The organism is Kitasatospora gansuensis (genome assembly GCF_014203705.1).
Taxonomy (GTDB): Bacteria; Actinomycetota; Actinomycetes; order Streptomycetales; family Streptomycetaceae; genus Kitasatospora; species Kitasatospora gansuensis.
In genome coordinates this window covers 4,500,055-4,526,011 of the sequence record NZ_JACHJR010000001.1, presented here as the reverse complement: position 1 = coordinate 4,526,011, position 25,957 = coordinate 4,500,055, and the positions used below count along the sequence as shown (strand labels likewise).

The 25,957-nt window shown below is 71.4% G+C and carries 27 protein-coding genes; 10 read left to right on the top strand and 17 right to left on the bottom strand.

The genetic code is table 11. The features are described from left to right. Positions 1–27 precede the first annotated feature (27 nt). The 12 genes from F4556_RS39500 to F4556_RS20035 are packed head-to-tail and all read right to left on the bottom strand — an operon-like array spanning position 28 to position 8,875. Positions 28–816 carry a 4'-phosphopantetheinyl transferase family protein gene (locus F4556_RS39500; RefSeq protein ID WP_184918129.1) on the bottom strand — a complete coding sequence of 263 codons (789 nt, stop codon included), beginning with the start codon at positions 814–816 and terminating at the stop codon, positions 28–30. Then, positions 813–1,013, bottom strand: coding sequence for a hypothetical protein (locus tag F4556_RS20085; protein WP_184918127.1), 201 nt, complete (start codon positions 1,011–1,013; stop codon positions 813–815). The genes F4556_RS39500 and F4556_RS20085 overlap by 4 nt, the downstream gene beginning before the upstream one ends. Continuing rightward, on the bottom strand, positions 1,013–1,405 hold the full coding sequence (locus tag F4556_RS20080) for a lipocalin-like domain-containing protein (RefSeq protein ID WP_184918125.1): 393 nt from the start codon (positions 1,403–1,405) through the stop codon (positions 1,013–1,015). Before F4556_RS20080 ends, F4556_RS20085 begins: the two co-directional genes overlap by 1 nt. Next, on the bottom strand, positions 1,402–2,301 hold the full coding sequence (locus F4556_RS20075; protein ID WP_313068376.1) for an alpha/beta hydrolase: 900 nt from the start codon (positions 2,299–2,301) through the stop codon (positions 1,402–1,404). Before F4556_RS20075 ends, F4556_RS20080 begins: the two co-directional genes overlap by 4 nt. After that, on the bottom strand, positions 2,298–3,248 hold the full coding sequence (locus F4556_RS20070; protein WP_184918123.1) for an aromatase/cyclase: 951 nt from the start codon (positions 3,246–3,248) through the stop codon (positions 2,298–2,300). Before F4556_RS20070 ends, F4556_RS20075 begins: the two co-directional genes overlap by 4 nt. A gap of 42 nt (positions 3,249–3,290) precedes the next feature. After that, positions 3,291–4,076, bottom strand: a complete 786-nt coding sequence (gene fabG / locus F4556_RS20065; protein ID WP_184918121.1) for a 3-oxoacyl-ACP reductase FabG — start codon at positions 4,074–4,076, stop codon at positions 3,291–3,293. A 42-nt stretch (positions 4,077–4,118) separates the two neighbouring features. Then, positions 4,119–4,382: an acyl carrier protein gene (locus F4556_RS20060; RefSeq protein ID WP_184918119.1), complete on the bottom strand. Its 264-nt coding sequence runs from the start codon at positions 4,380–4,382 to the stop codon at positions 4,119–4,121. Positions 4,383–4,431: 49 nt separating this feature from the next. Beyond that, entirely contained in the window at positions 4,432–5,625 is a 1,194-nt protein-coding gene (locus F4556_RS20055) for a ketosynthase chain-length factor (RefSeq protein WP_184918117.1), read from the bottom strand. Then, entirely contained in the window at positions 5,622–6,893 is a 1,272-nt protein-coding gene (locus F4556_RS20050) for a beta-ketoacyl-[acyl-carrier-protein] synthase family protein (protein WP_184918115.1), read from the bottom strand. Before F4556_RS20050 ends, F4556_RS20055 begins: the two co-directional genes overlap by 4 nt. Beyond that, the gene (locus F4556_RS39495) at positions 6,890–7,570 is read right to left on the bottom strand and encodes a TcmI family type II polyketide cyclase (RefSeq protein ID WP_184918112.1); all 681 of its coding nucleotides are present in this window, start codon (positions 7,568–7,570) and stop codon (positions 6,890–6,892) included. The genes F4556_RS20050 and F4556_RS39495 overlap by 4 nt, the downstream gene beginning before the upstream one ends. Next, the gene (locus F4556_RS20040; RefSeq protein WP_184918110.1) at positions 7,570–7,764 is read right to left on the bottom strand and encodes a ferredoxin; all 195 of its coding nucleotides are present in this window, start codon (positions 7,762–7,764) and stop codon (positions 7,570–7,572) included. Before F4556_RS20040 ends, F4556_RS39495 begins: the two co-directional genes overlap by 1 nt. Before the next feature lie 10 nt (positions 7,765–7,774). After that, positions 7,775–8,875 (bottom strand): cytochrome P450, encoded by a 1,101-nt coding sequence (locus F4556_RS20035; RefSeq protein WP_184918108.1) that lies wholly within the window; start codon positions 8,873–8,875, stop codon positions 7,775–7,777. 388 nt (positions 8,876–9,263) lie between these two features. Here F4556_RS20035 and F4556_RS20030 point away from each other — a divergent pair, with 388 nt between their 5' ends. Beyond that, positions 9,264–10,403: an FAD-dependent oxidoreductase gene (locus tag F4556_RS20030; protein ID WP_184918106.1), complete on the top strand. Its 1,140-nt coding sequence runs from the start codon at positions 9,264–9,266 to the stop codon at positions 10,401–10,403. 44 nt (positions 10,404–10,447) lie between these two features. Here the strand turns inward: F4556_RS20030 and F4556_RS20025 are convergent, their stop codons facing one another. Next, positions 10,448–11,044 carry a TetR/AcrR family transcriptional regulator gene (locus F4556_RS20025; protein WP_184918103.1) on the bottom strand — a complete coding sequence of 199 codons (597 nt, stop codon included), beginning with the start codon at positions 11,042–11,044 and terminating at the stop codon, positions 10,448–10,450. 261 nt (positions 11,045–11,305) lie between these two features. On the opposite strand from F4556_RS20025, the gene F4556_RS20020 reads away from it, so the two are divergent. The 5 genes from F4556_RS20020 to F4556_RS20000 all read left to right on the top strand — a co-directional run bounded on the left by F4556_RS20020 (position 11,306) and on the right by F4556_RS20000 (position 17,861). Beyond that, positions 11,306–12,844 (top strand): MDR family MFS transporter, encoded by a 1,539-nt coding sequence (locus tag F4556_RS20020; protein WP_184924851.1) that lies wholly within the window; start codon positions 11,306–11,308, stop codon positions 12,842–12,844. Between the two features lie 379 nt (positions 12,845–13,223). Beyond that, positions 13,224–13,934 (top strand): response regulator transcription factor, encoded by a 711-nt coding sequence (locus F4556_RS20015; protein WP_246511050.1) that lies wholly within the window; start codon positions 13,224–13,226, stop codon positions 13,932–13,934. 137 nt (positions 13,935–14,071) lie between these two features. Beyond that, on the top strand, positions 14,072–14,812 hold the full coding sequence (locus F4556_RS20010; protein WP_184918100.1) for an SDR family NAD(P)-dependent oxidoreductase: 741 nt from the start codon (positions 14,072–14,074) through the stop codon (positions 14,810–14,812). A 19-nt stretch (positions 14,813–14,831) separates the two neighbouring features. Then, positions 14,832–15,488, top strand: coding sequence for a hypothetical protein (locus F4556_RS20005; RefSeq protein WP_184918097.1), 657 nt, complete (start codon positions 14,832–14,834; stop codon positions 15,486–15,488). Between the two features lie 102 nt (positions 15,489–15,590). Then, on the top strand, positions 15,591–17,861 hold the full coding sequence (locus F4556_RS20000; protein ID WP_184918094.1) for an MMPL family transporter: 2,271 nt from the start codon (positions 15,591–15,593) through the stop codon (positions 17,859–17,861). A 38-nt stretch (positions 17,862–17,899) separates the two neighbouring features. On the opposite strand, the gene F4556_RS19995 is transcribed toward F4556_RS20000, so the two are convergent. After that, positions 17,900–18,520 (bottom strand): TetR/AcrR family transcriptional regulator, encoded by a 621-nt coding sequence (locus F4556_RS19995; RefSeq protein ID WP_184918091.1) that lies wholly within the window; start codon positions 18,518–18,520, stop codon positions 17,900–17,902. A gap of 207 nt (positions 18,521–18,727) precedes the next feature. Here F4556_RS19995 and F4556_RS19990 point away from each other — a divergent pair, with 207 nt between their 5' ends. Further along, the gene (locus tag F4556_RS19990) at positions 18,728–20,299 is read left to right on the top strand and encodes an MDR family MFS transporter (protein ID WP_184918088.1); all 1,572 of its coding nucleotides are present in this window, start codon (positions 18,728–18,730) and stop codon (positions 20,297–20,299) included. Between the two features lie 58 nt (positions 20,300–20,357). On the opposite strand, the gene F4556_RS19985 is transcribed toward F4556_RS19990, so the two are convergent. Then, complete coding sequence (locus tag F4556_RS19985) at positions 20,358–21,251, bottom strand: iron-sulfur binding domain-containing protein (RefSeq protein WP_184918085.1); 894 nt, start codon at positions 21,249–21,251, stop codon at positions 20,358–20,360. Between the two features lie 157 nt (positions 21,252–21,408). Here F4556_RS19985 and F4556_RS19980 point away from each other — a divergent pair, with 157 nt between their 5' ends. Then, entirely contained in the window at positions 21,409–21,711 is a 303-nt protein-coding gene (locus F4556_RS19980) for an EF-hand domain-containing protein (RefSeq protein WP_184918081.1), read from the top strand. A gap of 69 nt (positions 21,712–21,780) precedes the next feature. Continuing rightward, positions 21,781–22,632, top strand: a complete 852-nt coding sequence (locus F4556_RS19975; RefSeq protein ID WP_184918078.1) for a hypothetical protein — start codon at positions 21,781–21,783, stop codon at positions 22,630–22,632. Positions 22,633–22,697: 65 nt separating this feature from the next. On the opposite strand, the gene F4556_RS19970 is transcribed toward F4556_RS19975, so the two are convergent. Then, on the bottom strand, positions 22,698–24,002 hold the full coding sequence (locus F4556_RS19970) for an MFS transporter (protein ID WP_184918075.1): 1,305 nt from the start codon (positions 24,000–24,002) through the stop codon (positions 22,698–22,700). A gap of 120 nt (positions 24,003–24,122) precedes the next feature. On the opposite strand from F4556_RS19970, the gene F4556_RS19965 reads away from it, so the two are divergent. Then, positions 24,123–24,740, top strand: coding sequence for a winged helix-turn-helix domain-containing protein (locus F4556_RS19965; RefSeq protein WP_184918071.1), 618 nt, complete (start codon positions 24,123–24,125; stop codon positions 24,738–24,740). Between the two features lie 55 nt (positions 24,741–24,795). Here F4556_RS19965 and disA read toward each other — a convergent pair whose 3' ends face one another. Then, the gene (gene disA, locus F4556_RS19960; protein ID WP_313068370.1) at positions 24,796–25,902 is read right to left on the bottom strand and encodes a DNA integrity scanning diadenylate cyclase DisA; all 1,107 of its coding nucleotides are present in this window, start codon (positions 25,900–25,902) and stop codon (positions 24,796–24,798) included. Positions 25,903–25,957: the final 55 nt, after the last annotated feature.

The window sequence follows — 25,957 nt, the reverse complement described above, 5'->3', positions numbered from 1 at the left end:
CGTGGCCCTGCGCCCGCTCCTCGGCGGTCAGCGCCGGCCGGCCGTCACCGGGGCCGTCCTCGGGTGTTCCCTCGCTGTGCTGGTGGGCTCGGTCGTCCACGGGCAGTCGGTCCTCTCTGTCGCCGGGCCTGTTCCACGGGCGGCGCCGACGAACTCCGGTCGGTGGGGCGGGGTGCCCGAGGAAACCCCCACCGCCGCAACATATCCACCGGGCAGCCGGAGAGCCCTGAACTCCGCCGTGGTGTACGTCGTCCGGGCGACGTAGGGCAGGCACTCCCCGCGCGGCTCGAAGCCGATCCGCCGCAGACCGCCGCGCAGACCCTCGCCCGTGAGCTTCACGGCCGCCTCCTTCAGCACCCACAGGGCCGCCCGGTGCTCCGGCCCCTCCGCGGCCGGCGGCAGTGCCGCCGACTCGGCAGGGGTGAGGAAGAAGCTGTCGGGCAGCGCCGCCACCCGCGAGACCTGCTCGGTGTCGATCCCGACCAGCGCGCCCACCGCCACGGCCGCCATCGCGTACCGGCCGCTGTGCGCGATGCTCAGCGACAGCTCGGGACGGTCCTCAACCCGAGGGCGTCCGTCGGCGTGGCGGGCCAGCCGCAGCGCCGTCCACGGCTCGCCGACCAGGTCGGCGGCGGCCCGGCGGGCCAGCCACCGGGCGATCGTCGACCGGGTCCGGTCCGACGGCAGGTGCAGCCGCAGGACCCGCTCGCGCTCGGCCGCGGGCAGCACCCGGAAGACCGCCGCTGCGAGCTCCTCGGCCCCGGGGGTGTCCAGGTCGTGGGCGAGGAACCTGGTCCGCGACCGACCCGGTGTCACCTGGTCGCCCTCAGCCGGGTGCGCCGACGGGCCACCTGCCGCCCCGGCAGCGGAGTCGGCCACTCGGCCGGCTCGCGGGCGGACCCGGCACCGCCGAGCACCCGCAGGGCACCGGGGGCGAAGATGCTCAGGGCCGCCACCAACGGGTGCTCGTCACCCTCGGCGGACGGGACCGCCGTGTGCACCGGGGTACCCATCAAGCCGCTCCGGACTGCCCGGCCCGGCGCCACACGAGCACCCGACGCTGCTGCCGCGCGTCGACCTCCCGGGTGGCCCGGACGGTGAGCAGGTCGCCGTCGAGCCGGGCGTCCCGGGTCTGCTCGACGCCGACCCAGTCGGCCCGCGAGGAGATCCGGATCCGGTGCACGACCTCGCCGTCGGCCACCCACCACTCACCCGCGTACCCCATGTAGGACGGGCCGGGCCCCGGTGTCGTCGGCATCATGCTCACCGAGACGTGGCCGTCGGCCGTGTAAACCAGCATTCCCTCGGGCGAGGGGCCCAGCGGGCCTTCGCCCACGGGCCGCCCGGCCTCGTCCAGGTCGTGGAAGGCCTCCAGGTGCCACACCCCGACGATGTCCTGTGTCATGTTCGGTGCTCCTTTCCGGCTGCCCTGCGGGCCGCGCACTCCTCCACGAAGCCGAGCGTCCTCAGGTGGTACGCGCGGGCCGTCCAGCCGAGGCTGATGTTGTGGCCCGCGTCGGGTTGGTGGTCGATCACGACCCGGGGTGACGCGCTCAGCCGGGACCGCAGCCGGGCCACGGCCTGCTGGTCGTGGCGCCACCACGACTCGTGCTCGGCGAAGGTGAACCGGACCGGCACCCGGATCCGCCCCGCCAGCCCGGCGAACTCCTCCTGCCAGCGGACGGCGTCCGCGAGCTCGCGCGACGGCACGGGCGCCACGACCGCGCCGCCGGCCTGGAAGGTCCCCGGCGGGTAGAGGCGCAGCGGCCCCCAGTTGAGGCGCCAGTTCCGGCCGCCGCGCGGGGTCTCCGCGACGGGCGGCGCCGCGTACTCCTCGCCGCAGCCGGAGATGTCGAGGCCCAGCAGCCCCGGCACCGCCCCGTCCGCCGCGATCCGCAGCGCCGCCTTGCCGCCGAAGGAGTGGGCGAGCAGGAAGATCCCGGCACCGGTGTCGTACCGGGCCGCCAGACCGCGCAGGGCCGCCGCCAGGGTGGCCGCCTGGTCCGCGATCCCCTGACCTTCGGGCAGCTGCCCGGCCGAGTGCCCGTAGCCGGGCCGGTCCACGGCCACCGCCGCGAAGCCGAGGTCCGCGGCGAGGGAGAGGAACGAGGTCTCCGGATGGGCCGGTCCGCGGAAGTACGCCGCACTCATCCCCGCCCCGTGCAGGGCGACCACCATCGCCCGGCACGGGGACTGGGCGGGGCGGGTGAGCAGGGCGGAGAGGGTGATCCCGCCCGCGTCCAGGGTGATGCTCCGAGCCTCGGCCGCCGCCTCGGGGCCGGCCAGCTGCGCCACTGTCACGGCCGGTCGCCCCCGGCGAGCCCTTCCGCGTACGCCTTGGCGATGCCGAGCGTCGCCAGGCTGTTGGTGCTGAGCGCGGTGCGGACGAAGTCGATCGCGTCCTGGACGGTCTTGTCCGCTCCCAGGATCCCGGCGATCTTCCCGGTGTCGACCGTGAAGGTGTGCTGGGAGGAGGCCGTGACGCCGTCGTCGGTCGGGGTGATCGTCCAGTACCCCGTGTGCAGGGTGATCAGCGCGGGCAGGGTGACCTGCTTGTACGCGATCCGGTACGGCGGCAGCCCCACCCGGTGCGACTTCGTGGTGTGGAAGCCGCCGTCCTTGGAGCGGGTGTCCATCTCCAGGGTCTGCAGGTGCTCCGCCGGCTCGTCGAGGCGCACCGCGAGGACGTGCGGCAGCCGCTCGGTCCACAGGTCCGCCCGGTAGATGAACTCGTACACGTCCCGGGCGGCGCCGGCGATGTGCACGGTGTCCTCGAACGAGCAGGTCAGCTCGTCCACGGCGCCGGCCGCCTCGGCGATCGCCTTCAGCGAGTCCAGCTCGGTGCGGGAGTTGCGGTCCACCACGTCGTCGAGCCAGCCGAGGCTGTCGGCGTCGACGGCCCGGTAGTCGTGGTCGAGCCGGACCAGCGTCTCCCCCGACGGCAGCGCCTCGATGTGCCAGGCACCGCCCATCGCGGCCACCGGGGGCGTGCTGACCTCCTGCCGGAACCGGATCCGGAGCTGCTCCGGGTCCAGGGTGCGGTGCGACGTCCAGTTCTTGACGGTGTCGCCCGCGGTCGCCCAGATCCGGATCCGCTCCTCCCGCTCGCCGCGCTCCAGGTGGTCGACGTAGATGCTCGGGGGGAACACCCGGGGCCAGTCGTCCGCCTCCGCCAGCAGGCGGTAGACGGTCTCGGCCGGAGCCGAGATCTTGATCTCGTGTCCGGACTCGTGCAGCTCGGACGGCATGTTGGACTCCTCGGAGCTCGGGGAAGGACGGGTCTGGGCGGCTCAGAAGTTGCCGAGGCCACCGCAGACGTTCAGGGCCTGCGAGGTGATGGCGGCCGCCGTGTCGGAGACCAGGTAGCCGACCAGACCGGCCACCTCCTCGGGGGTCGAGTAGCGGCCCAGCGGGATCTTGGCCTGGAACTTCTCCAGCACCGCCTCCTCGGTGGCACCGGACAGCCGGCTGTAGTTCTGCCGCACGCGCTCGGCCATCGGCGTCTCGACGTAGCCGGGGCAGACGGCGTTGACCGTGATGCCGGTGGGCGCCAGCTCGTTGCCGAGGGCCTTGGTGAAGCCGACGACGCCGTGCTTGGAGGCGGAGTACGGAGCGCCCAGCACGACGCCCTGCTTGCCCGCGGTCGAGGCGATGTTGATGATGCGGCCCCAACTCCGGTGCCGCAGCCCGCCGGTGGTCAGCACCTCGCGGGTCAGCCGGAACACGCTGTTGAGGTTGGTCTCGATCAGGTTGTCCCACAGCTCGTCGGTGATGTCGGCGGTCACCCCGCCGCCGCTGATCCCCGCGTTGTTGACGAGCACGTCCACCGGGCCGAACCGGTCGACGGCGGCCTGGACGTACGCGCCGATCGAGTCCCGGGACCGTACGTCGAGGACGACGCCGTCGACGTCGAGCCCCTCCTCCCGGAGCTGCTTGACGGTGGTGAGGACCTTGTCCTCGGTGCGCGACCCGATGAAGACCTGGTGGCCCTGGCCGGCCAGCAGCCGGGTGACGGCCAGACCGATTCCGCTGGTGGCACCGGTCACCAGGACGACCCGACGCTCCTGCTGTGTCATGACTTCTCTTCTCTGCGGGATGTCCGCGGTGTGGGCCGAGGTTCAGGCGGCCGGGGTCATCAGGTGCGCGGAGACGGCGTCGAGGAAGGCGCGCGGGGTGCTGGCGTCGCCAACGACGGCCTCGTCCAGCTCGATGCCGTACTCGCGCTCGACCCGGCCTGCGGTCTCCAGCAGGGCGAGCGAGTCGTAGCCGATGTCGCTGAACTCGGTGTCGAGGATGTCCCCGCTGAGGCCGGTGCCCTCGGGGGCGCCGGAGCCTTCGAGCAGGATCCGCTTGAGGTCGTCGAGCGTGAAGGTCTGGGACATGGGGGTTCCGCTTTCTTGAGGGGATGTGGGGGCGGGGACTGATGGCTGATCAGGCACGCACGACCATGGCGGAGTTGAAGCCGCCGTGACCCCGGGCCAGGACCAGCGCGGTGCGCAGGGCGGCCGGGCGCGGCTGGGAGACGACCAGGTCGAGGCCGAAGCGCTCGGCCGCCTCGACGTGGACGGTCGGCGGGATCACGCCGTCCTCCAGGGCGAGGAAGGCGGTGGCCAGGTCCAGTGCGGCGCCGCCCGCGTACAGGCGGCCGGTCATGGTCTTGGGGGCGGTGACCGGGACGCCGCGCTCGCCGAAAACCGCGACCAGCGTCTCGGCCTCGATCCGGTCGAGCTCGGGATCGGCCGCCGCGTCGGCGAACACCACGTCCACCTCGGAAGGCGCCAACCGGGCGTCGGCCAGGGCGAGTTCGACGGCCTTGCGCAGCCCGGGTTCCTGCCCGTCGAAGGTGGCGGCGTACCCGGCGATCTCGCCGTACACCTTGGCGTCGCGGGCCCGCGCCGACTCCGCCGACTCCAGGATGAGCAGCGCGCCGCCCTCACCGGCCACATGGCCGCCGGCCCGGTCGTCGAACGGGAGGTAGGCGTTGGTGGGCTCGGTGGCGGTGCTGAGCCGGCCGCTGGTGTGCAGACCCACCCAGCCCCAGGAGCAGAGCAGCGCGTCCACCGCGCCGGCCACCACCAGCCGGGTGCCCTTGCGGATCTGGCGACGGGCCTGGGCCACCGCGTCCAGGCCGCCGGACTGGTCGGTGACGACCACGCCGCTGGGGCCCTTCATGCCGTTGCGGATCGAGATCTGGCCGGTGTTGACCGCGTAGAACCAGGCGAAGGACTGGTAGGCGCTGACGTACTGGCCGCCCTGGCTCCAGAGGTTCTTCAACTCGCGCTGGCTGAACTCGAATCCGCCCGCCGAGCTGGCGGTGATCACACCCATGTCGAACTCGGGCAGCTCGGCCGGCCGCACCCGCGCGTCCGCCAGCGCCCAGTCCGCGGCGATCAGGGAGAGCCGGGTCACCCGGTCCGTCTGCGGCATCAGCCGGCTCGGCAGGTGGTCCTCGGCCGTGAAGCCGGTGATCTCCCCGGCGAGCTTCGCCGGGTAGGGCGAGGCGTCGAAGTGGGTGAGCGGTCCGATGGCGCTCTTGCCGGCCAGCGTCGCGTTCCAGAAGTCCCGCGCACCGAGCCCGTTGGGCGCGGTCACGCCCAGTCCGGTCACCACCACTGAGGCCGTCACGCGACGCTCCTTTCCGGTTGGGTCAGCACCATGGCGCTCTGGAATCCGCCGAAGCCGCTGCCGACCGTGAGGACGGTGTCGACCACCTGCTCGCGAGCGGTCAGCGGCACGTAGTCCAGGTCGCACTCGGGGTCGGGGGTGTGCAGGTTCGCCGTCGGCGGGACGGTGTTGTGACGGATCGCCAGTACGGAGGCGGCGATCTCGATCGAGCCGATCGCGCCCAGCGAGTGCCCGACCATGGACTTGATGGAGCTCACCGGCGTGCGGTAGGCGTGCTCGCCCAGGCTGCGCTTGAACGCGGCGGTCTCGTGCCGGTCGTTCTGCTTGGTGCCCGAGCCGTGCGCGTTGATGTAGTCGATGGCCGTGGGGTCCATCCGGGCCTCGTCCAGGGCCGCGGTGATGGCCTGCGCCATCTCCGCGCCGTCGGGGCGCAGACCGGTCATGTGGTACGCGTTGCTGCGGGTCGCGTACCCCGCGATCTCGGCGTAGATCCGGGCCCCGCGGCGCCGTGCGCTCTCCAGCTCCTCCAGGACGAAGACCGCCGAGCCCTCGCCGAGCACGAACCCGTTGCGGGTGCCGTCGAACGGGCGGGAGGCGTGCGCCGGGTCGTCGTACCGCGGCGTGGTCGCCTTGATCGCGTCGAAGCAGGCCATCGTGATCGGCGAGATCGGTGCGTCGCTCGCACCGGTGATCACCACGTCGGCCGAGCCCTCGCGGATCAGCTCGACGGCGTAGCCGACCGAGTCGAGCCCGGACGTGCAGCCGGCCGACACCACGCTGACCGGGCCCTGGGCGCCTACCGAGCGGGCCACCTCGGCCGCGAACGAGCTCGGCACGAAGTGGTTGTAGAAGAACGGGTCGGCGTAGCCATGGTCGACCAGGTCGAGCCGGCCGCCGTCGCTGACGGTGCGGTAGTCCTGGTCCAGGCTCATCGTGGCGCCGACGGCGCTGCCGATGGTGACGCCGATCCGGTACGGGTCGAGCGCGCCGGTCTCCAGGCCGCTGTCGGCGAGTGCCCCGCGCGCCGCGACCAGGGCGAACTGCGCGGCCCGGTCCATCCGCCGGACCTCCTGCGGGGTCAGGCCGTGCGCGTAGGGATCGAAGTCGATCTCCGCGGCGACCCGGGAGCGGAACTGGGTGGGGTCGAAGAAGGTGATCGTCCTGGTGGCCGTACGGCCTTCGCTCAGCAGGCTCCAGAAGGCCTCGGTGCCGACACCGCCGGGGGCGAGCACCTCCATCCCGGTGATGACCACGCGCCTGGCGCTCATGCCGATGCCTCCCAGCGGTAGAAGCGGGTGCCGACCTGGTCGGCGGTGGAGCGCCAGGTGGCCGGGTCGTACACCTTGACCAGGGGCTCCAGCTCGCGGCAGATCTTGATGAACCGGGGGTCGGCCTCCTTCCACGCCTGGTCGATCAGCGCGTACCCGTCGGCCAGCACGAAGTCCTGGATGTGGAAGTAGACGCCGCCGAGGTTGAACAGCTGCCGGCGGCGGGTGCCCATGTGGTGCGGGAAGTCGGTGGCGTCGAGCTCGGCGAACAGCCGCGACACCTCGGGGATCACCACCGGGTCCATCCGGTTCACGATGACCGTGCTGTGCAGCACCTCCCCGGCCGCGACCGGCTTGCCCTGCCAGGCGTAGAAGCGGGTCGCCATCGCGTCCAGCGGCGCGAGTTCGGCGCCCTCCTCGTACGCGGAGAGCAGCGGGGCGAGGTCCTCGGTCAGCCGGCCGAAGTCGGGGTCGGCCTTCAGCTCGATGCCCGGTACGGCCGGCTGCTCGGACGCGAAGTCCTGGATGTGGACCAACAGGTCGTGGTAGCCGAACAGTTGGCGTCGCAGCGTGCCCAGCGAGGCGGGCGCCGGAGAGGCGTCGAACCTGGCGAACGCTCCCGTGATGTCCTGCTCCGACTCGGGGGCCGTCCTGGTCAGAGTCACGGTCGTGCGCATCAATCCTCCATGAGGGAAAGGGACCTGGTGGGGCAGACGAACACCGCCTTGCGCGCCCCCTCCGCGGCCGGGCCTTCGGGCCGGTCGGTGAGCAGCGTGACGACGCCGTCGTCGTCCTGCGAGAACACCGCGGGTTCGGTGAGCACGCACTGGCCGGAGCCGACGCAGCGCTCGGCGTGTGTCGTTATCCGCATGACCCGCCCCTCACCAGGTGACGGGGAGCGCGTGCAGTCCGAAGACCACCGAGTCGTACTTGAACGGGAGTTCGTCCACGTCGACCGCGAGCCGCAGCGTGGGGATGCGGCGGAAGAGGGTCTCGAAGACGATCTCCAGCTCCAGGCGTGACAGGTTCTGCGCCAGGCACTGGTGCGGGCCGTAGCCGAAGGCGACGTGGTGCCGGTCGCCGCGCAGCAGGTCCAGCTCGCCCGGGTTCTCGAAGACCTCGGGGTCGTGGTTGGCGGCGTAGACGGAGGCGATCACGCCCTCGCCGGCCCGGATCGTCACCCCGCCGATCTCGACGTCCTCCAGCGCCACCCGGGCCGCGCCGATGTCGGTGATCGAGTAGAAGCGCAGCATCTCCTCGATGGCCAGCGGGATGCGCTCCTTCGGCTCCGCCATGACCGCCGCGCGCTGCTCGGGGTTGGTGAGGAAGGTGTAGACGCCGAGCGAGATCAGTCCTGCGCTGGAGTCGTGGCCGGCGAACAGCAGCAGGTGCGCGAGCGCGGAAAGGCCCTCGAAATTGACCTCGCCGTGCTCTTCCCGCTGCTGGATGATCTGACGGCTCAGCAGGTCGTCACCGGGATTCTCGGCCTTGCTCTGAATGAGCTCGTCCATGAATTTCCGCAGCGTCTTGGAAATCTCGAAGCGCTCTTCCCAGGTGACGCCCTTCGCCAGAATCCTGGAGGTGAGGTCACGGAAATAGGGCTGCTGCTCCAGCGGGGCCCCGACGAGTTCCGCGACCATCATGGCCGGCACCGGGTGGCCGATCCACTTCACCAGGTCGGCGGGCTGCGGCTGCTTCAGCAGCTCGTCGATCGCCTCGTCGACGATCTGCTGGATGCGCGGCCGCATGGTGGCGACCCTGCGCACGGAGAACTCGCTGATCACCGGCCGCCGGGCGTCGTTGTGCTCCTTGCCGTCCATGCTCAGCATGAACTTCGGCTGCCGGGAGAGGCCCTCGCGCTGGCCGGGGGCCAGGATCGGGAATCCGGGGGCGAGCCGGTCCGCGCTGAACCGGGGGTCGGCGAGGACCGAGCGGACGTCCTCGTAGCGGGTGAGCATCCAGGCCGGGTTTCCGTCCTGCATGCGCACCTTCTTGGGGCGCTCGCCGTTTCGGACCTCCTCGTAGACGGGAGGTGCCGAATAAGGGCATGTCCGGGTTACCGGATACGTCGGAAGGTCGACCGCGTCGGCGGCATTTCCGAGCGCGTCGTTCACATTGTCGACAGTGGGAGTCTGGCTCACGAATAGTCCCTCTCGGTGGGAACCTGCTCGTTATCGGGCGTCACCGAAAACATAGGGGTGGCACCCCTGCCGGAGTGTCCAGGAAGTGTCAACTCTTCGCGCAGAACGCGTCAGGCACCGCTCTCCCGCCGCATCGGTGCAGCGGAACAGAAAGTGGAGTCATTGCACTTGCGTAGCGAGTGTGGTTTTGTGAGACCGTCGGACTACCAGCTTCGAAAGGGGACGCCCCGTGCAGTCGGCCGGGTACCCGCGGATCGCGATCGTCGGCTCGGGCTTGGGGGGGCTGGCCTGCGCACGCGTGCTGCAGGCGCACGGGATGTCCGTGTCGGTCTTCGAACGGGACCCCGAACACGGCGCGCGGCCGCACCGGGGCAGCGTCCAGCTCCGCGCCGACCTGGGGCAGGCCGCACTCGCGGCGGCCCGGCTGACCGGCCGGTTCCGCGCGGCCTGCCGGCCCGCCGGACGGGAGTTGCGGGTCTTCGACCCCTACACCGCCGCGTTACTGCACCACGATCCGCCGCCCACCGACCCGCAACCGGCCGAGGAGTGGTCGGCGGACCGGGACGCGGTGATCGACCGCGGGCGGCTCCGGGCGCTCCTGCTGGAGTCCCTCGATGTCCGGACGGTGTCCTGGCGGCACTTCGTCGTCGACCTCACCGAGCGCAGCGGCGGCCGCTGGCGGCTGCACTTCGGCGACGGCCGCCGGGAGGACTACGACCTGGTGGTCGGCGCCGACGGCGCCTGGTCCCGGGTGCGGGCACTGCTCTGCCGCGCCACGCCCGGCTACACGGGCGTCATGTCGGTCGAGGCCGGCTACGACACGGTCGACACCCGCCACGTCGACCTCGCCTGGCTGGTGGGCGCCGGCACCCTGGTCGCACGGGACACCGACCGCGTCCTGCTCGCCCAACGGGACGGCGCCGGCAGCGTCGGCCTGCACGCCGTCTTCCGCGCCCCCGAGAGCTGGTGGATCTCCTGCGGCCTGGCGGCCCGGAACCAGGCCGTGTTGCGCAGCCGGCTGCTGGAGGTCTTCGACGGCTGGGACGAGCGGCTGCTGTACGCCCTCCGGAAGAGCGACGGGGGCCTGGTGGTCCGTCCGGTGTACGCCCTGCCGGGACCGCCCGCGTGGCGGCACGTCTCCGGGGTGACCCTGGTCGGGGAGGCGGCCCATCCGATCCAGCCGTTCGACCGGGGAGCGGATCTGGCGCTGCGCGACGGCGCGGACCTGGCCCGGGCCGTCCTGGCGGCCGCGGCCGGCGACGACACGGCCGTGCTGGTCTACGAGTACGAGATGCGCTCGCGCGCCGCCTCGGCCGCCGAGGGCGCGGCGCGGCGGCTGCGCGCCCTCATGACGTCACCCGTCCCGTAGCCGACGGGGCGTCAGGCACCCGGCTCGGAAAGCCGGTTCGGAGCTCAGGCGTCCGGGCCGAACAGGCCGGACCAGCCCCGCTCCAGCAGCTCGAAGGCACCGCCCAGGACCTCCTGGGTGTCGCCGTCGCGCCCTTCCAGCAGGCTGGGCGCCTCCAGCGCGAACAGCGCCAGCGCCGCGCACCGCGGATCGTCGGCGGGGGCGCCGACCTCCTCGGCGATGGCGTGCGCGACCGCGACCTGGTGCCGCATCCACATCTTGTGCGCGTACTCGCGCAACGCCTGGGTGGAGTTGACCAGTTCGAGGAAGGCGATGACGCGCGGATCGTCCGGCTCGGCATCGCTCCGGAGATGCAGGATCACCTGGTGCAGGGCCGCGGGGATCGACTGACCAGGCGCGCGGTTGCGCACCGCGCCCACCAGCACCGCCTCGTTCGCGGCGTCCTCGTCGAAGACCAGCGCCTCCTTGCCTGCGAAGTGCTTGAAGAGGGTCGTGGTGGAGACGTCGGCGGCGTCCGCGATGTCCTTCACCCCGACCTTGTCGTACCCGCGCTCCAGGAACAGCTCCAGCGCCGCATCGGCCAGCGCCTGGCGGGTGGCTGCCTTCTTCCGCTCACGGCGGCCCATCACTGTGTCGGTCATGACTGGATCGTACCTCCTAGGTGCCTCACTCAAAACATTGCCTCGTTGCACTTTTGAATCGAGTGTGCTGTTCTGGTGGGGCACGAGTGGCCGGACACCGCCACTCCCCACCTCATCGCGCTCCCCTCCCTTCCGCACACCTTCGGCGCCACCGAAAGGACGTCTGTCGTGTCTACGTCATCCCCGACCCCTCCGGTCGGCGCACCCCCCTCGGAGCCGGCCGCCACGCCGGCCAACATCCGCTGGACCCTGCTCGGCGTGATGCTCGGCATGCTGCTGGCCATGCTCGACAACACCATCGTCAGCACCTCGATGCTGACGATCGTCGGCGACCTCGGCGGCCTGGACCACATCTCCTGGGTGGTCACCGCGTACGCGCTCGCCACCGCCGTCTCCACGCCCGTCTGGGGCAAGTGTGGTGACCTGTACGGGCGCAAGCACGCCTACCTCACGGCGATCGCGGTCTTCCTGGTCGGTTCGGTCGCCTCCGGCGCCGCCCAGTCCATGTCGCAGCTGATCGCCTTCCGGGTGATCCAGGGCCTCGGCGCCGGTGGCCTGGCCTCGCTGGCCTTCGCCCTGATCGGTTCGCTGGTCGCACCGCGCGAGCGCGGCCGCTACCAGGGCATGACCGCCACCGTGATGGCCGTGGGCACGGTCGGCGGGCCGCTGCTCGGCGGTCTGATCACCGGTCACCTCGGGTGGCGCTGGGCGTTCTACGTGAACCTGCCCCTCGGCCTGGTCACCTTCGTCTGGTGCCAGGTGATGCTGAAGCTGCCCCGGCAGCGGAGCAAGGCGAAGATCGACTGGCTCGGCATCGTCCTGATGACCATCACCATCAGCTCCGTGGTGCTGGCCGCGACCTGGGCCGGCACCACCTACGCCTGGGGCTCGTGGCAGATCATCGGGCTGTTCGTGACCGCGGTCGTCGGCCTGTTCGCCTTCGTCGCCTCACAGCGGCGCGCACCCGAACCGGTGCTGCCGCTGCGGGTGTTCGCGACCGGCAACTACAAGATGGCCTCGGTCATGGTCTGTGCCGCCGGCGCGGCCATGTTCGGCGCGACCCTCTACCTGCCGCTGTTCCAGCAGAGCGTGCAGGGCGCGGACGCGACCAGTTCCGGTCTGCTGCTGCTGCCGATGGTGGCGCCGATCGCCCTGGTGTCCAACATCGTCGGCAAGGTGATGTCCCGGACCGGCAAGTACAAGATCTTCCCGATCGTGGGGTCGGCCTGCCTGGCCGTCGGCCTGTTCCTGCTGTCGACCATGGACACCGACACCTCCCGCCTGGTGACCAGCCTCTACATGGTCCTGGTCGGCGTCGGACTGGGCTTCCTGATGCAGATGACCACGACCATCGCGCAGAACAGCGTCGAGATGAAGGACATGGGCGTCGCCTCGGCGGGCGTCACCCTCTTCCGGACCATCGGCGGCTCGCTGGGCGTGGCCGTGTTCGGCTCCCTGTTCACCCGGGCCCTGGAGAACCACCTGCCCGGCTCCGGCACGGGCAACTCCGACCTGGAGCTCAGCGCCTCCGCCCTGGCCGGCCTGCCGGCCGGCGCCCGGGACGCCTACCTGGGCGCGGTCGCCGAGGGCACCCAGCACATCTTCCTGGTCGCCGCCGTCATCTGCGCCGCGGCCTTCCTCGCGGCGCTCGCCGTCAAGGAGGTCCCGCTGCGCGGGAAGCCCGGCGGGGCACCGGGCGGAGGTCCGGGCACGGGCCCGGCCGGCGCGGCGTCGGTGGGCGCCCAGGCCGGGGCGCCGGCCACGGCGGCGACGGCGCCGCCGGGACGGCCCGCGGCGTGATCCCGGGGGTGGCCACCGGGCGGCCGGAGCCCCACCTCCATCGCCTGGCGACCACCCCGCCAAAGAAATTCATTTGACCCGCCGACTGTGACCCACATCATCCCGCAAGCACGCAAGGGCCCGCGAAGGGGAGTCTGTTTCCGGCCAATCCACTGGCGCACGTTGATCACCGCCAGAGCGTATGTGAGGATGCAGACAGTCTCCTTAAACGTCGAATCAAGAAATAATCGACGCCGAGTAAAATGACCACCGCGCGCGAACAACGGGGCTCGCGCGCGAAACAGGAGCGCACCACAGAGAAGTTTCTGATTAAAACCATTGTGCCGCGGCTCGCGCCCGTCACAGTGTTGAACATGTAGGCATCGGGGGTGCCATAAACATGCGCAATGGCTTCATTCAGCCAATGACAGAGACGATCGATGACATCGGCGCGGACATCACGTGGCGCGTGCTCGTCGTCGAGAGCGACAGCCGGGACAGGGAGATTTTCGAACAGGGTCTGAGCTTCTACGGGTGCAAGGTGAGCGCCGTCTCCACCGGACGGGAGGCGCTCGACGCCTTCCGGGAGGTCGACCTGGTCCTGCTCGGCCTCGATCTGGCCGACCGGGACGGACTGGAGATCTGCCGGATGATCCGGGCCGCCTCGGACACACCAATCATCGCCATCACGGCCCGCGGGGCCGAACGGGACGCCGTCCTCGGACTGCGGGCCGGCGCGGACGACTACGTGGTCAAGCCGTGCGGATCCCACGAGCTGGCCGCCCGGATCGACGCGGTGATGCGCCGGGTCCGGGTCGGCCGGAATGCGGAACGTGTCATCGAACACGGCTGCCTGCGAATCGACACCGGCCGGCGCGAGGTGACGCTGAAGGACCGGACGATCAAGACGACCAAAAAGGAGTTCGAACTCCTGCATCTGCTGGCTTCCCACCCCGGCACCGTGCTTTCCCGGGAGACGATAATGCGGCAGGTCTGGGGCGCCTCGTGGTCCAGAAGAACCATCGACACCCACGTCAGCAGCATCCGGACCAAACTCGGCCGGAATGACTGGATCATCACCGTACGCGGGGTCGGATTCATGATGGCCTGACCGGCCGCCGCGCCCTTGCGGGCGACTCCGGATATTCACGTAAGGATTTCGCGGACCATGCACCGAAACAATGGACCTGAAAGCCCCGGGGTCGATAGCGTGCTCGCGAAAACGGGAAATCGTCGAAGGGAAATGAAATGGCCGACCTGACCGGAAAGGTGGCCCTGGTCACCGGGGCCAGCCGGGGCATCGGCGCCGCCACCGCCGAACGGCTCGCACAGGACGGTGCCGACGTGGTGCTGACCTACGCGAGCTCCGCCGACGACGCCGCGGAGGTGGCGCGGCGGATCGAGGCCACCGGGCGCAGGGCGACGGCGGTACGCGCCGACGCGGGTGACCCCGTGGCCGTCGCCGCCGCCGTCGAACGGACCGTCACGGAGTACGGCCGGCTGGACATCCTGGTCAACAACGCCGGGATCCTGCTGGGCGGTCCGCTGAAGGACATCTCGGAGCAGGAGGTGGACCGCATCCTCGCCGTGAACCTGCGGGCCGCCTTCCTCGGCGCCCGCGCCGCGGAACCGCATCTCGGCGAGGGCGGACGGATCGTCAACATCGGCAGCGTCGGGGCGCACTGGTACCCGCAGCCCGGCGGCGCCCTGTACGGCATGACGAAGTCGGCGCTGATCGGCATGACCAAGGGGCTCGCGCGCGACTTCGGCCCCAAGGGCACCACGGTCAACCTGATCTCGCCCGGTCCGATCAGAACCGCGATGCTCGACGAGGAGGGGCCGATGGACGTACCCCTGCTGCCGCTGACCGCCCTCGGCCGGTACGGCGAGCCGGCCGAGGTGGCGGCGCTGATCGCCTTCCTGGCGAGCGACGAGGCGGCGTTCATCACCGGCGCCACCATCACCATCGACGGCGGCATCAGCCTGTGACCGGGGGGCCCGCGGTCCGATGACGATCTGGTTCGAGCAGCGTGTCATCGGCGCCTACCGCACCGCGCTCCTGCACGACCGGGGAGCGGCGACCGCCGAGTGCCGAGGCCAACTCCGCTTGGAGCGCCACCTCATGGACTGCCTGCTGGAATGCGTCACGGACCTCGGGCCCCTGGGCGGCGGCGCCTTCGGGCTCCGCTCCGCGACGGCCGGGCCCGCCTGCCTGCACCTGGTCGTCGAGCCGTCGCTGCTCGGCCACCTGCTCCACCGGCTGTGCCCGGCGGTGCTGACCGCCGGCTCCGACGAACGGCTGGCCGGAGTGCCCGGCCTCCGGCTCACCGAGGACCGGCCCGACCGGGTGGAACTGCGCCACCGGGACGGGCACGGCAGGCTCGTCCTCCACCCGGACCGGGCGGGCCGGCTCGCCCGGTGCGACTGGGACGACGACTTCGCCGCCGTCTACACATCGGGGGACGGCCGGTGCTCCTGCCTGGCCTCGGCCCCCCACCACGACCACCACCGGCTGCGCCACGCGCCGGAGCTCCACCCCGCCGAGTGGCGGGCACTGCGGCGACCGGGCGACAGCGCGGACGACGCCATCGCCAGCAGGGAACTGCGCCGGGCCGCGCGTCAGCTGCCGGGCGTCCCGAACGCCCATCGGCCCCAGGCGAACTGACCACCCGCCAGATACCGGGCGAGCCACGACCGTGCCGCGCGTCCGTGCCCCGCGATGCCCGGCTTCCCAACAAGCCCACAACCTGAACGGAAGTACGCCTCCGTGGCCACATTCCTCTATCGACTCGGCAAATTCTCCTACCGACGACGTCACTTCGTCACTCTCCTCTGGGTGGCGCTGCTCGTCCTCGCGGGCGTGGCGGCTGCCAACGCACCGACCGCCGTGGACAGTTCGTTCTCGATCCCCGGCACCGAAGCGCAGAAGGCGTTCGACCTGCTCGACCAGCGCTTCCCCGGCATGAACGCGGACGGTGCCACCGCCCGGGTCGTCTTCAAGGCCGGGGCCGGCGGCACGGTGCGCGACGCCGGCACCAAGGAGAAGATCGAGAAGACCGTCGCCGAGCTCAAGTCCAGCTCGCCGCAGGTCGATTCGGCCTCCGACCCGTTCACCGAGAAGACCGTCAGCGAGGACGGCACGATCGCCTACACCTCGGTCGACTACAAGGTCTCCCCGCCGGAGCTGAAGGACGCCGACCGCGACGCCCTGCAGGAGACGGTCGCCCGGGCGCGGGCCTCCGGGCTCACCGTCGAGCTCGGCGGCGACGCGCTCCAGGCGGATCCGGAGGCCGGGGGCACCGAGTTCATCGGCATCGCGATGGCGGCCGTGGTCCTCGTCGTCACCTTCGGTTCCCTGGTGGCCGCCGGGCTGCCGCTGCTCACCGCGCTCATCGGGGTCGGCATCGGGGTCTGCTCCGTCACCGCCCTCGCCAAGGCGCTCGACCTGGGGACCGACAGCTCGACGCTGGCCATGATGATCGGCCTGGCGGTCGGCATCGACTACGCGCTGTTCATCGTCTCCCGTTACCGCTCCGAACTCGCCGACGGCTGGGAACGGGAGGAGGCGATGGGCCGGGCCGTCGGCGCCGCCGGGTCGGCCGTGGTCTTCGCCGGCCTCACCGTGGTGATCGCGCTGGCCGGCCTGGCCGTCGTCAACCTGCCGATGCTCACCAAGATGGGCGGCTCGGCGGCCGGCACCGTCGCGATCGCGGTCCTGATCGCGCTCACCATGATCCCGGCGCTGCTCGGCTACGTCGGCAAGCGCGTGTACGGCCGCCGGGCCCGGCGGGAGAACGCGCAGCCGGGCGGCGCGACGGCCGGGTCCACGAAGCCGAACGCGGGCACCCGCTGGGCGGGGTTCGTGCTGCGCCACCCGGTGGCGGTCCTGCTCGCCGCGGTCCTCGGGCTCGGCGCGACCGCCATCCCGGTCGCCTCACTCGAACTCGGCCTGCCCGACGGCGCCTCCCAGCCCGCCGGAAGCACCCAGCGCAAGGCCTACGACCTGCTCTCGGAGGGTTTCGGCCCGGGTTTCAACGGCCCGCTGATCGCGGTTGTGGACGTCAGCCACGCAGCCGATCCGAAGGCCTCGGTGGACGGCGTCGCGGAGCGGGTGCGGAGCACGGCCGGGGTCGCGAAGGTCTCCCCGGCGATGTTCAACGATGCCGGTGACACGGCGCTGCTCACCGTCGTCTCCCAGTACAAGCCGAGCTCGGTGGACACCGAGGAGGTCGTCCAGGCGATCCGCGCCAAGGGCAAGGGCATCAAGGCCGACACCGGTGCCGAGCTGATGATCTCCGGCGCCACCGCCATGAACATCGACTTCTCGCAGAAGCTGAACGACGCGCTGGTGCCGTACCTGGCCCTGGTGGTCGGGCTGGCGTTCCTGCTCCTGGTGATCGTCTTCCGCTCGATCCTGGTCCCACTGAAGGCGGCGCTCGGCTTCCTGCTGTCGGTGCTCGCCGCGCTCGGCGCCGTCGTGGCGGTCTTCCAGTGGGGCTGGCTCGCCGCGGTCTTCGGCGTGGAGCAGCCGGGCCCGATCATGTCGATGATGCCGATCTTCATGGTGGGCCTGGTCTTCGGCCTCGCGATGGACTACGAGGTCTTCCTGGTGACCCGGATGCGCGAGGCGTACGTCGGCGGGGAGGCCCCCGCGCAGGCGATCGTCACCGGCTTCCGGCACGGCGCCAGGGTGGTCACCGCGGCTGCCGTCATCATGATCTCGGTCTTCTCGGGCTTCATCGGCTCCAGCGAGCAGATGGTGAAGATGATCGGCTTCGGGCTCGGCATCTCCGTCTTCTTCGACGCCTTCCTGGTGCGCATGACGATCGTGCCGGCGGTGCTCGCGCTGCTCGGCGACAAGGCCTGGTGGCTGCCCGGCTGGCTGGGGCGGCTGCTGCCGAACGTCGACGTGGAGGGGGCCGGTCTGCCGTCCCCGCTCCGCGCGGGCGAGGGCCTCGGCGAACCGGAGACCGCGGATCTGATCGGCGTCGGCGGATCGCCCGCCGAGGGCGCGGGCGGCCGGCACAGCCGGCGGTAGCGCCACGGCTGGACCCCTGCTTCGCCCTGGAGCAGGGGTCAGGCCGGGTCGATCAGGCCGGCGATCTCCAGCGCGACCTCCAGGGCCGCGTCGGTCGCCTCCGCCAGCGTGGCGGCCGGGCCGTGGCCCGCGCAGGGCCCGTCCTCCGGGCCGTGCCCGCCCTCCTGGTCGTGCTTGAGCAGGAAGAGCGCGGTGTTGATCGAGAACAGCGACATCGCGGCCCGCAGCCGGTTCTGGAAGCTCGCGTCCGGACCGTGCACCAGCCGGATCATCGCGAACATCCGGGCCTTGAACTGCAGCCCGGCCGGGGAGTCCCGCAGCGAGGGCTGGTTCTCGTGGAAGAACCGCAGCAGCGGCGCCCGCTCGGCCATCCCGGCGGCGAACCGGCGGACCAGCTCGTCCCGCAGCTCCGGCGACCAGGACCGGCCCTCGCCCCAGGCGATCGCCTCGTCGATCGGCGCGGCCATGCTCTCCACGATGCCGTGGACGATGTCGTCCTTGGTCTTGAAGTGGTAGTACAGCGCGGCCTTGGTGACCCCGAGCCGGTCCGCGATCTCGCGCAGCGAGGTCTTCTCATACCCCTGCTCGGCGAACAGCGTCAGCGCCACGTCGATGATCCGCGCCCTGGTGTCGGTACGGGGGGTCTGCGTGGTGCTCATGGGTTGGCGGCCTGCCTCAGGACTGCGATCGGGGGGTGAGACTGCGGTGTCCCGGGTCTCCGGTCCCGCATTCTCCCTGCCGCCGGGCTCGTACGCGAGTAATCGGCTTGACGCCCAGCATACGGACAACTTACCGTGCCACTGGTCCATTCACTAGCCGGTCGGCAAGTAAGTTAGCCACCGGTACCCGCAGCGGGAGACAGAAGCATGCCGAAACAGCAGGTCGACACCCCGGCGGCGGCCGAGGTGCCGGAGGCCGATCCGACGCCGCGCAGCCCGCGCGAGATCCGGCTGGTGATGATCGGTCTGGTGGTCGCCATGCTCCTGGCGATGCTGGACAACCTGATCGTGGGCACCGCGATGCCCACCATCGTCGGAGACCTCGGCGGCGCCGAGCACCTCTCCTGGGTGGTCACCTCGTACACCCTGGCCACCGCCGCCTCCACCCCGATCTGGGGCAAGCTCGGCGACCTGTACGGCCGCAAGGGCACCTTCCTGATCTCGATCGGGATCTTCCTGCTCGGCTCGGCGCTCTCCGGGCTCTCGCAGACCATGACCCAGCTGATCGCCTTCCGCGCGATCCAGGGCCTGGGCGCGGGCGGTCTGATGGTCGGCGTGATGTCGATCATGGGCGCGCTGGTGCTGCCGCGGGACCGCGGCAAGTACCAGGGCATGTTCGCCGCTGTGATGGCGCTGGCCACCATCGGCGGCCCGCTGGTCGGCGGCTTCATCACCGACCACCTGAGCTGGCACTGGACCTTCTACATCAACCTGCCGCTCGGTGTCGTCGCGCTCGCCTTCATCGTGGTGACGCTCAAGCTGCCCAAGGTCCGCTCCACCGCGAAGATCGACTACCTCGGCGCGATCCTGCTCACCGTCGGCATCACCTCGCTGGTCCTGATCACCACCTGGGGCGGCCAGGAGTACGCCTGGGGCTCGAAGCAGATCCTCGGCCTGACCGCGCTCGCGGCCGCCTCGCTGATCGGCTTCTGCTACGTCGAGCAGCAGGCCGAGGAGCCGATGCTGCCGCTCGGCCTATTCCGCAACCGGAACTTCGCGCTGGTCTCGGTGATCGGCTTCATCGTCGGCTTCGCGATGTTCGGCGCCGTCACCTTCCTGCCGCTCTACCAGCAGACCGTGCAGGGCGCCTCGGCGACCAACTCCGGGCTGCTGCTGATGCCGATGATGTTCGGCATGCTGGTCGTCTCGCTGGTGGTCGGCGGGATCGTCACCAAGACCGGCAAGTACCGGGTCTTCCCGATCATCGGTACCGCCGTGATGGCCGGCGGCTCGCTGCTGCTCTCCACCCTGGGCACCGACACCAGCCAGTTCACCTCGGCCTGCTACATGGTGGTGCTCGGCGCCGGCATGGGCTTCCTGATGCAGATCACCATGCTGGTCGCGCAGAACAGCGTCGAGCTCAAGGACATGGGCGTGGCCAGCTCCACCGCCACCCTGTTCCGCACCATCGGCGGCTCGTTCGGCGTCGCCCTGTTCGGCGCCCTGTTCAACAACCAGGTCACCTCGACCATGGCCGCCTCCGGTGCGCAGGTCCCCGGCGGACACGGCCAGCTGGGTCCGGACGCGCTGCGCGCCCTGCCCGCGAAGTTCCAGGACGCGTACCACCACGCCGTCTCCAACGGCATGCACACCGTCTTCCTCTGGGGCGCGGTGATCAGCCTGGTCGCCGTGGCCGCCGCACTGTTCATGCGGGAGACCCCGCTGCGCGGGGCGGGCGACGAGCCCGCCGAGAAGTCGCTCGAGGCCGCTGCGGTCTGACGTCACGTCGGATGCCCGGGCCGCCCCTTTCGTGGGGCGGCCCGGGCATCCGACGTTTCTACTGCGGGAGCCGGTACACGCCCTGGGCGACCGGCTCCACCAGCCCGTCCGCGACCAGGCCGTCGAGCGCCCTGGCCCGCTGGACCTGGTCCGGCCAGACCGCGTCCAGCCGGGCCTGCGGCACCTCGCCGTGCGCGTCCCGCAGGACGGCGAGCAACTTGCCCCGAACCTGACGGTCCGTCCCCTCGTACGTCTGCCCCCGGCGGGGCGGGCCCTGGTACGGCGGGCAGCCCGCCGCCTGCCAGGCGCAGTGCCGGCGCAGCGGGCAGCCGCCGCAGTCGGGGCTGCGCGCGGTGCAGACCAGCGCGCCGAGCTCCATCACGCCGACCGCCCAGGCGGCGGCGGTCCCGGTGTCGGCGGGCAGCAGGCCGGTCGCGGTCCGGCGCTCGGCGGCCGTGGTGGCCTGCGCCGGGTACTCCACGCCGTCGACCGCGCGGGCGAACACCCGGCGGACGTTGGTGTCCAGCACCACGTGGCGCTGGCGGAAGGCGAACGAGGCCACGGCGGCGGCGGTGTACTCGCCGACGCCCGGCAGCGCGAGCAGCGCGGCGTGGTCGTCCGGGACCCGGCCACCGTGCTCCCGGGTGATCGCGACGGCGGCGGCGTGCAGCCGCAGCGCCCGGCGCGGATAACCGAGCCTGCCCCACATCCGGACCGCCTCACCCGGCGCGTCCGCGGCCAGGTCGGCCGGGGTGGGCCAGCGCTCCAGCCAGGCGGCGTACGCGGGCAGCACCCGCTTCACCGGGGTCTGCTGGAGCATGAACTCACTGACCATCACGGCCCAGGGCGAAGCCTCCGGGGTGCGCCAGGGAAGGTCACGGGCGTTGGACTCGTACCAGTCGAGCACGGTCGAGTGCAGCAGCGGGGCGGGGGTCACGGGAGTGGCAGCCATGGCGCGTCCATCCTGCCATGCGGGCCGCCCTGCTCCGTCCAGGGGAATAGTTGATCAATAACAACAAATTGATAATTTGCGGAGCGTGGACAAACGGATACCGGCCGGTTCCATGATTTCTCCTGTCCGAATTCGGCACCTCGCAAAGGAGCGAGGAATGGCCACGGAAGAGCACGCCCGCCGCCAGTCCAACGAGATCGACGCTGATGGGGACGGGTTCATCACCGCCTCCGAGCTGAAGTCCCACCTTCAGGAGAACCCGGCGGTGAGCGACGCCAACGCGGCGCAGACCTTCGCGTTCGCCGACGCGGACAATGACCAGGAGATCAGCTACGACGAGTTCAGGGACTTCATCCGCCAGGGATTCCCGGGGGTGGCCCGTGCCGCGGGCCTCCCCGCTCCCCGGCCGCCCGCCCGCTGCTCCGCCGCCGCTCCCCCGTCCGGAGCAAAACACGGATGATGTGAAGGAACCGGCGCAGCAGCGGTGTTGATGCACCATCGGGTCCGCCGGGTCTCGTAGAGTTTGCGCGTGCCTTCTCTGCGTCAACCCGTGGGACCGCTGCCGGCCTCGATCTACTGGCGACGGCGCGTCGTCGTGCTCGTAGCCGTGGCAGCCCTCCTCGCGCTGGTCCTCTGGCTGGTCACGGGCCCCGGCGGCGACGGGAAATCCGGCCAGGGCAAGGTGGCCCAGCCCGCCCCGGCCCAGTCGATCACCCCGGGCGCCGACCCCACCGGACCGGCGATCACCACCCGCCCGGGCGGCAGCGGCGGCTCGACCGCCACCGGCGGGGTCTCCGGCTCCGGCGGCGGCGAGGTCAGCCTGACCACGGGCGGCACGGGGGCCTCCGGCACGTCAGGCACGTCCGGCACTGCCGGCACCTCTGCCGGCGGTACGACCGGCGGCGCGGGCGGCACCACCGGCGGCGGCAGCACTCCCCCTCCGGTGAACACCGCCGAGGTGATGGCCCTCCCGGTCTGCACCGCGTCCCAGGTCTCGCTGGAGCTGGCGGGCAGTCAGGACGCCTACAAGGCCAAGGACAAGCCCCGGCTCTCGCTCACCGTACGGAACACCTCAACCGGCACGTGCAGGGTCAACCTCGGCCGGACGGCCTCCACGGTGGCCGTCACGCTGGCCGAGTCCAACGAGCGGGTCTGGTCCTCCGGCGACTGCCCGACGGACCGTCAGGACACCTGGGTCCAGCTCGGCGCGGGCAGCGGCCTGACCGAGACCTTCACCTGGGAGCGCGGCCGCAGCAAGCCCCAGTGCGCCACCCCGGACACCACCCCGGCGCCGATCGGCCGCTACCTCGTCCAGGCCACCCTCAACGGCCCGGCCGGCGGCCCGGTCTCGGCCCGCACCTCGATCCGCCTGGAGGACTGACCCACCGTCAGCGCCCGTACCGACGCCCGCCCGCCCCTACGTAGGGGCGGGCGGGCGTCGGGGTTCTACTGAGCGGTGGCGGTGGCCTGGGCGGGCCAGAGTGCCTGCCGCAGGGGGCGGTTGAAGGTGGCGGGCAGCAGGGCGACGGCGAGCAGGGCGGTCAGCAGCTGGAGGACGACGACCGGCCGGAGGTGGTCGAGCAGCAGCCCACTGGCGAAGCTGCCCAGCGGCACGCCGAGCATGAACAGCGTCATGGTCGCGGCGATCACCCGGCCGCGCAGGGCGTCCGGAACCTGCTGGAAGATCAGCAGGTCCACCATCACCCGCAGCGCGGGCACACCGAGCGAGACCACCAGCAGCATCAGGAAGAGCGCGACCGGACCGCTGACCAGGGCGGGGGTCAGCAGCAGCGGGACCACGGCCCAGGCGACGGCCAGCAGCAGCCGCCCGGGGCGCAGGTGACGGTGCAGCGGACGGACCAGCAGGGCGCCGAGCAGTCCGCCGACCGCCTCGCCCGCCAGCACCAGGCCGGTACCGGTGGTCGAGGTGCCGCCGTCCCGGAGCAGGACCATAAGCGGCAGCAGCGTCGCGGCGCCGATCAGGTTGATCACGCCGACCACGCCGACGATCGCCCGCATCACCGGGTTGCCCCACAGCTGACGGAGGCCCTCGAGTGCGCCGCCGTTCTCCCGGGCCTCGTTTTTCTCACCGTCGCCTGCCGCTGCGGCCGGGCGGCCGTCGAACCGGACCAGGCAGGCGGTGGCGAGCGAGTAGAGCGAGGCGAGGGCGGTGGCGAGGAACGGGACGGCCCGGCCGAGGCCGAGCAGCAGCCCGGCCAGCGGCGGGCCGAGCAGCACCGCGCCGTTGACCCGCACCTCGTCCTGGGTGAGCGCCTGCCGGAGCTGGTGGCCCGGCACCAGCGAACGCACCGCCAGCGTCCGGACCGGGCCCGCGTAGGCGGTGGTGGCGCCGATCAAGGCGGCGACCAGCAGGGCGTGCCAGACGGTGAAGCAGTCCAGCCAGAGCGCGGCCGGGACGGAGAGGGTGGCCAGCACCCGGACGGCGTCGGCAGCGATCAGGATCACCCGGCGGTCGCGGCGGTCGGCGAGGGCGCCGCCGTGCAGGCCGAACAGCAGCGAGGCCGTGAACTGGACCGCGCCGAACGCTCCGGCGAGCAGCGGGGAACCGGTCATCGCCAGCAGCAGGAGCGGGTAGGCGGTGTCGGCGACCATCGTGCCGAGCATCGAGGCGGCGGCTCCGCTCCACATCGCCTGGTAGCGCCAGTTGCGGCGCAGCGGGACGTCGTGGCGCTCGGCGGCCGGTGCCGCCTCGTGCTCCTCGACCTGGTCCACCAGCTGCTGCGTGGTCATGCCCCACCCCGTTCACCCGAACGTGCACGGTCACCCTTCTGCAACCATTCACGCTTGAGTGAATGGTTGCAGAAGGGTGATTGTTTGCGCAAGCGTTGACGTTCATGGGTTAATGAACCAGTGGATGAGCAACTGAGTGAGCGTGAAGTCAGCGACCTGGCAACGCTGAAGGCCCTGGCCGACCCCATGCGGCTGTCGATCATCGGCGCGCTGATGCAGCGCGACCCGCAGCCGCTGACGGTCAAGGAGATCGCCGCCGCGCTCGACGAACCGCCGACCAAGCTCTACCGGCACATCAAGCAGCTCGAGCAGACCGAGTTGATCATGGTGGCCGGGACCCGGGTGGTCTCCGGCATCACCGAGAGCCGCTACCGCCCGGCTCAGAAGTCACTGCGCCTCTCCGGCGCGGTCTTCGCCGACGGCAGCATCGACCGGCAGGAGGCGATCGGCCCGCTGCTCGCCGCGCTCGACCTGGTCCGCGCCGACTTCCGGAACCACTACCTGGCGGACCGGCTCGACCTGCCGAGCACCGCGCCCGGCAAGCCCGCCTCACCCGCGATGTTCAGCCACTTCACGCTGCGCCTGCGCCCCGAGCGGGTGGTCCGGCTGCGCAACCAGCTCGGCGGCATCCTCGACGAGTTGGCAGCCGAGGGCGACAGCACCGACCCGGACGCCGTGGACGTCACGCTGCTCAGCCTGCTCTACGCGGTGAAGCCGGCCGACCCCACCGAGAGCTGAACCCGGGGTCGGTCCGGCGGGCAGCGGAACGGCCACGCGCGGGTCGGACACCGGGTCAGACGTAGCGCTCCAGGATGGACGATTCTGCGAGCCGGGAGAGCCCCTCCCGGACCGAGCGGGCCCGGGTCTCGCCGACGCCCTCGACCGTCTGCAGGTCGTCGATGCTGGCGGCCAGCAGCTTCTGCAGGCCGCCGAAGTGCTCGACCAGCCGCTCGATCACCGTGTTGGGCAGTCGGGGCACCTTGGCCAGCAGGCGGTAGCCGCGCGGCGAGACCGCCGAGTCCAGCGACTCCGGCGTGCCGGGGTAGCCGAAGGCCTTGGCGACCGTCTGCAGGTCGAGCAGCTCGGCGTGGGTGAGCGCCTCCAGGTCGGCCAGCACCTCGGGGACGGTCTTGCCGCGCTTGGCGGCCCGCTCGGGGAAGTAGTCCCGGGCGACCAGTTCGCGTTCGGGTTCGACGCCCGCGATCAGCTCGTCCAGCTGGAGCGAGAGCAGGCGGCCGTCGGTACCGAGTTCGAGCACGTAGCCGGCGATCTCGGCCGCGATCAGCCGGACCATCTCCAGTCGCTGGGCGACCGCGGTGACGTCCCGGACGGTGACCAGGTCCTCGATCTCCAGCGCGGAGAGGGTGCCGGCCACCTCGTCGAGGCGGAGCTTGTAGCGCTCCAGGGTGGCCAGTGCCTGGTTGGCCCGGGAGAGCACGGTGGTGGAGTCCTCCAGCACCCGGCGGGTCCCGTTCACGTACATCGCGATCAGCCGCATCGAGTGCGAGACCGCGACCACCGGGAAGCCGGTCTGCCGGTTGACCCGCTCGGCGGTGCGGTGCCGGGTGCCGGTCTCGTCGGTGGGGATGGTCGAGTCGGGCATCAGGTGCACGCCGGCCCGGAGGATCTTGGTGATGTCCTTGTCCAGGACCACCGCGCCGTCCAGCTTGCACAGTTCGCGCAGGCGGGTGGCGGTGAACTCGACGTCCAGCACGAAGCCGCCGGTGGAGATGGAGTCCACCGTCTTGTCGAAGCCGAGCACGATCAGTCCGCCGGTGTTGGCCCGGAGCACCCGCTCCAGACCGTCGCGCAGACCCGTGCCCGGCGCGATGGCAGTGAGGGAAGCCCGCAGTAGGGCCTCCTCGCGGGAGGACTTGTCCGCCCGGTCGTTGGCTGCCACGTGACTCCTCCGGTCGACCCGGACCGTGTGGCGTGGTGCCCGACGGTCTGTCTCT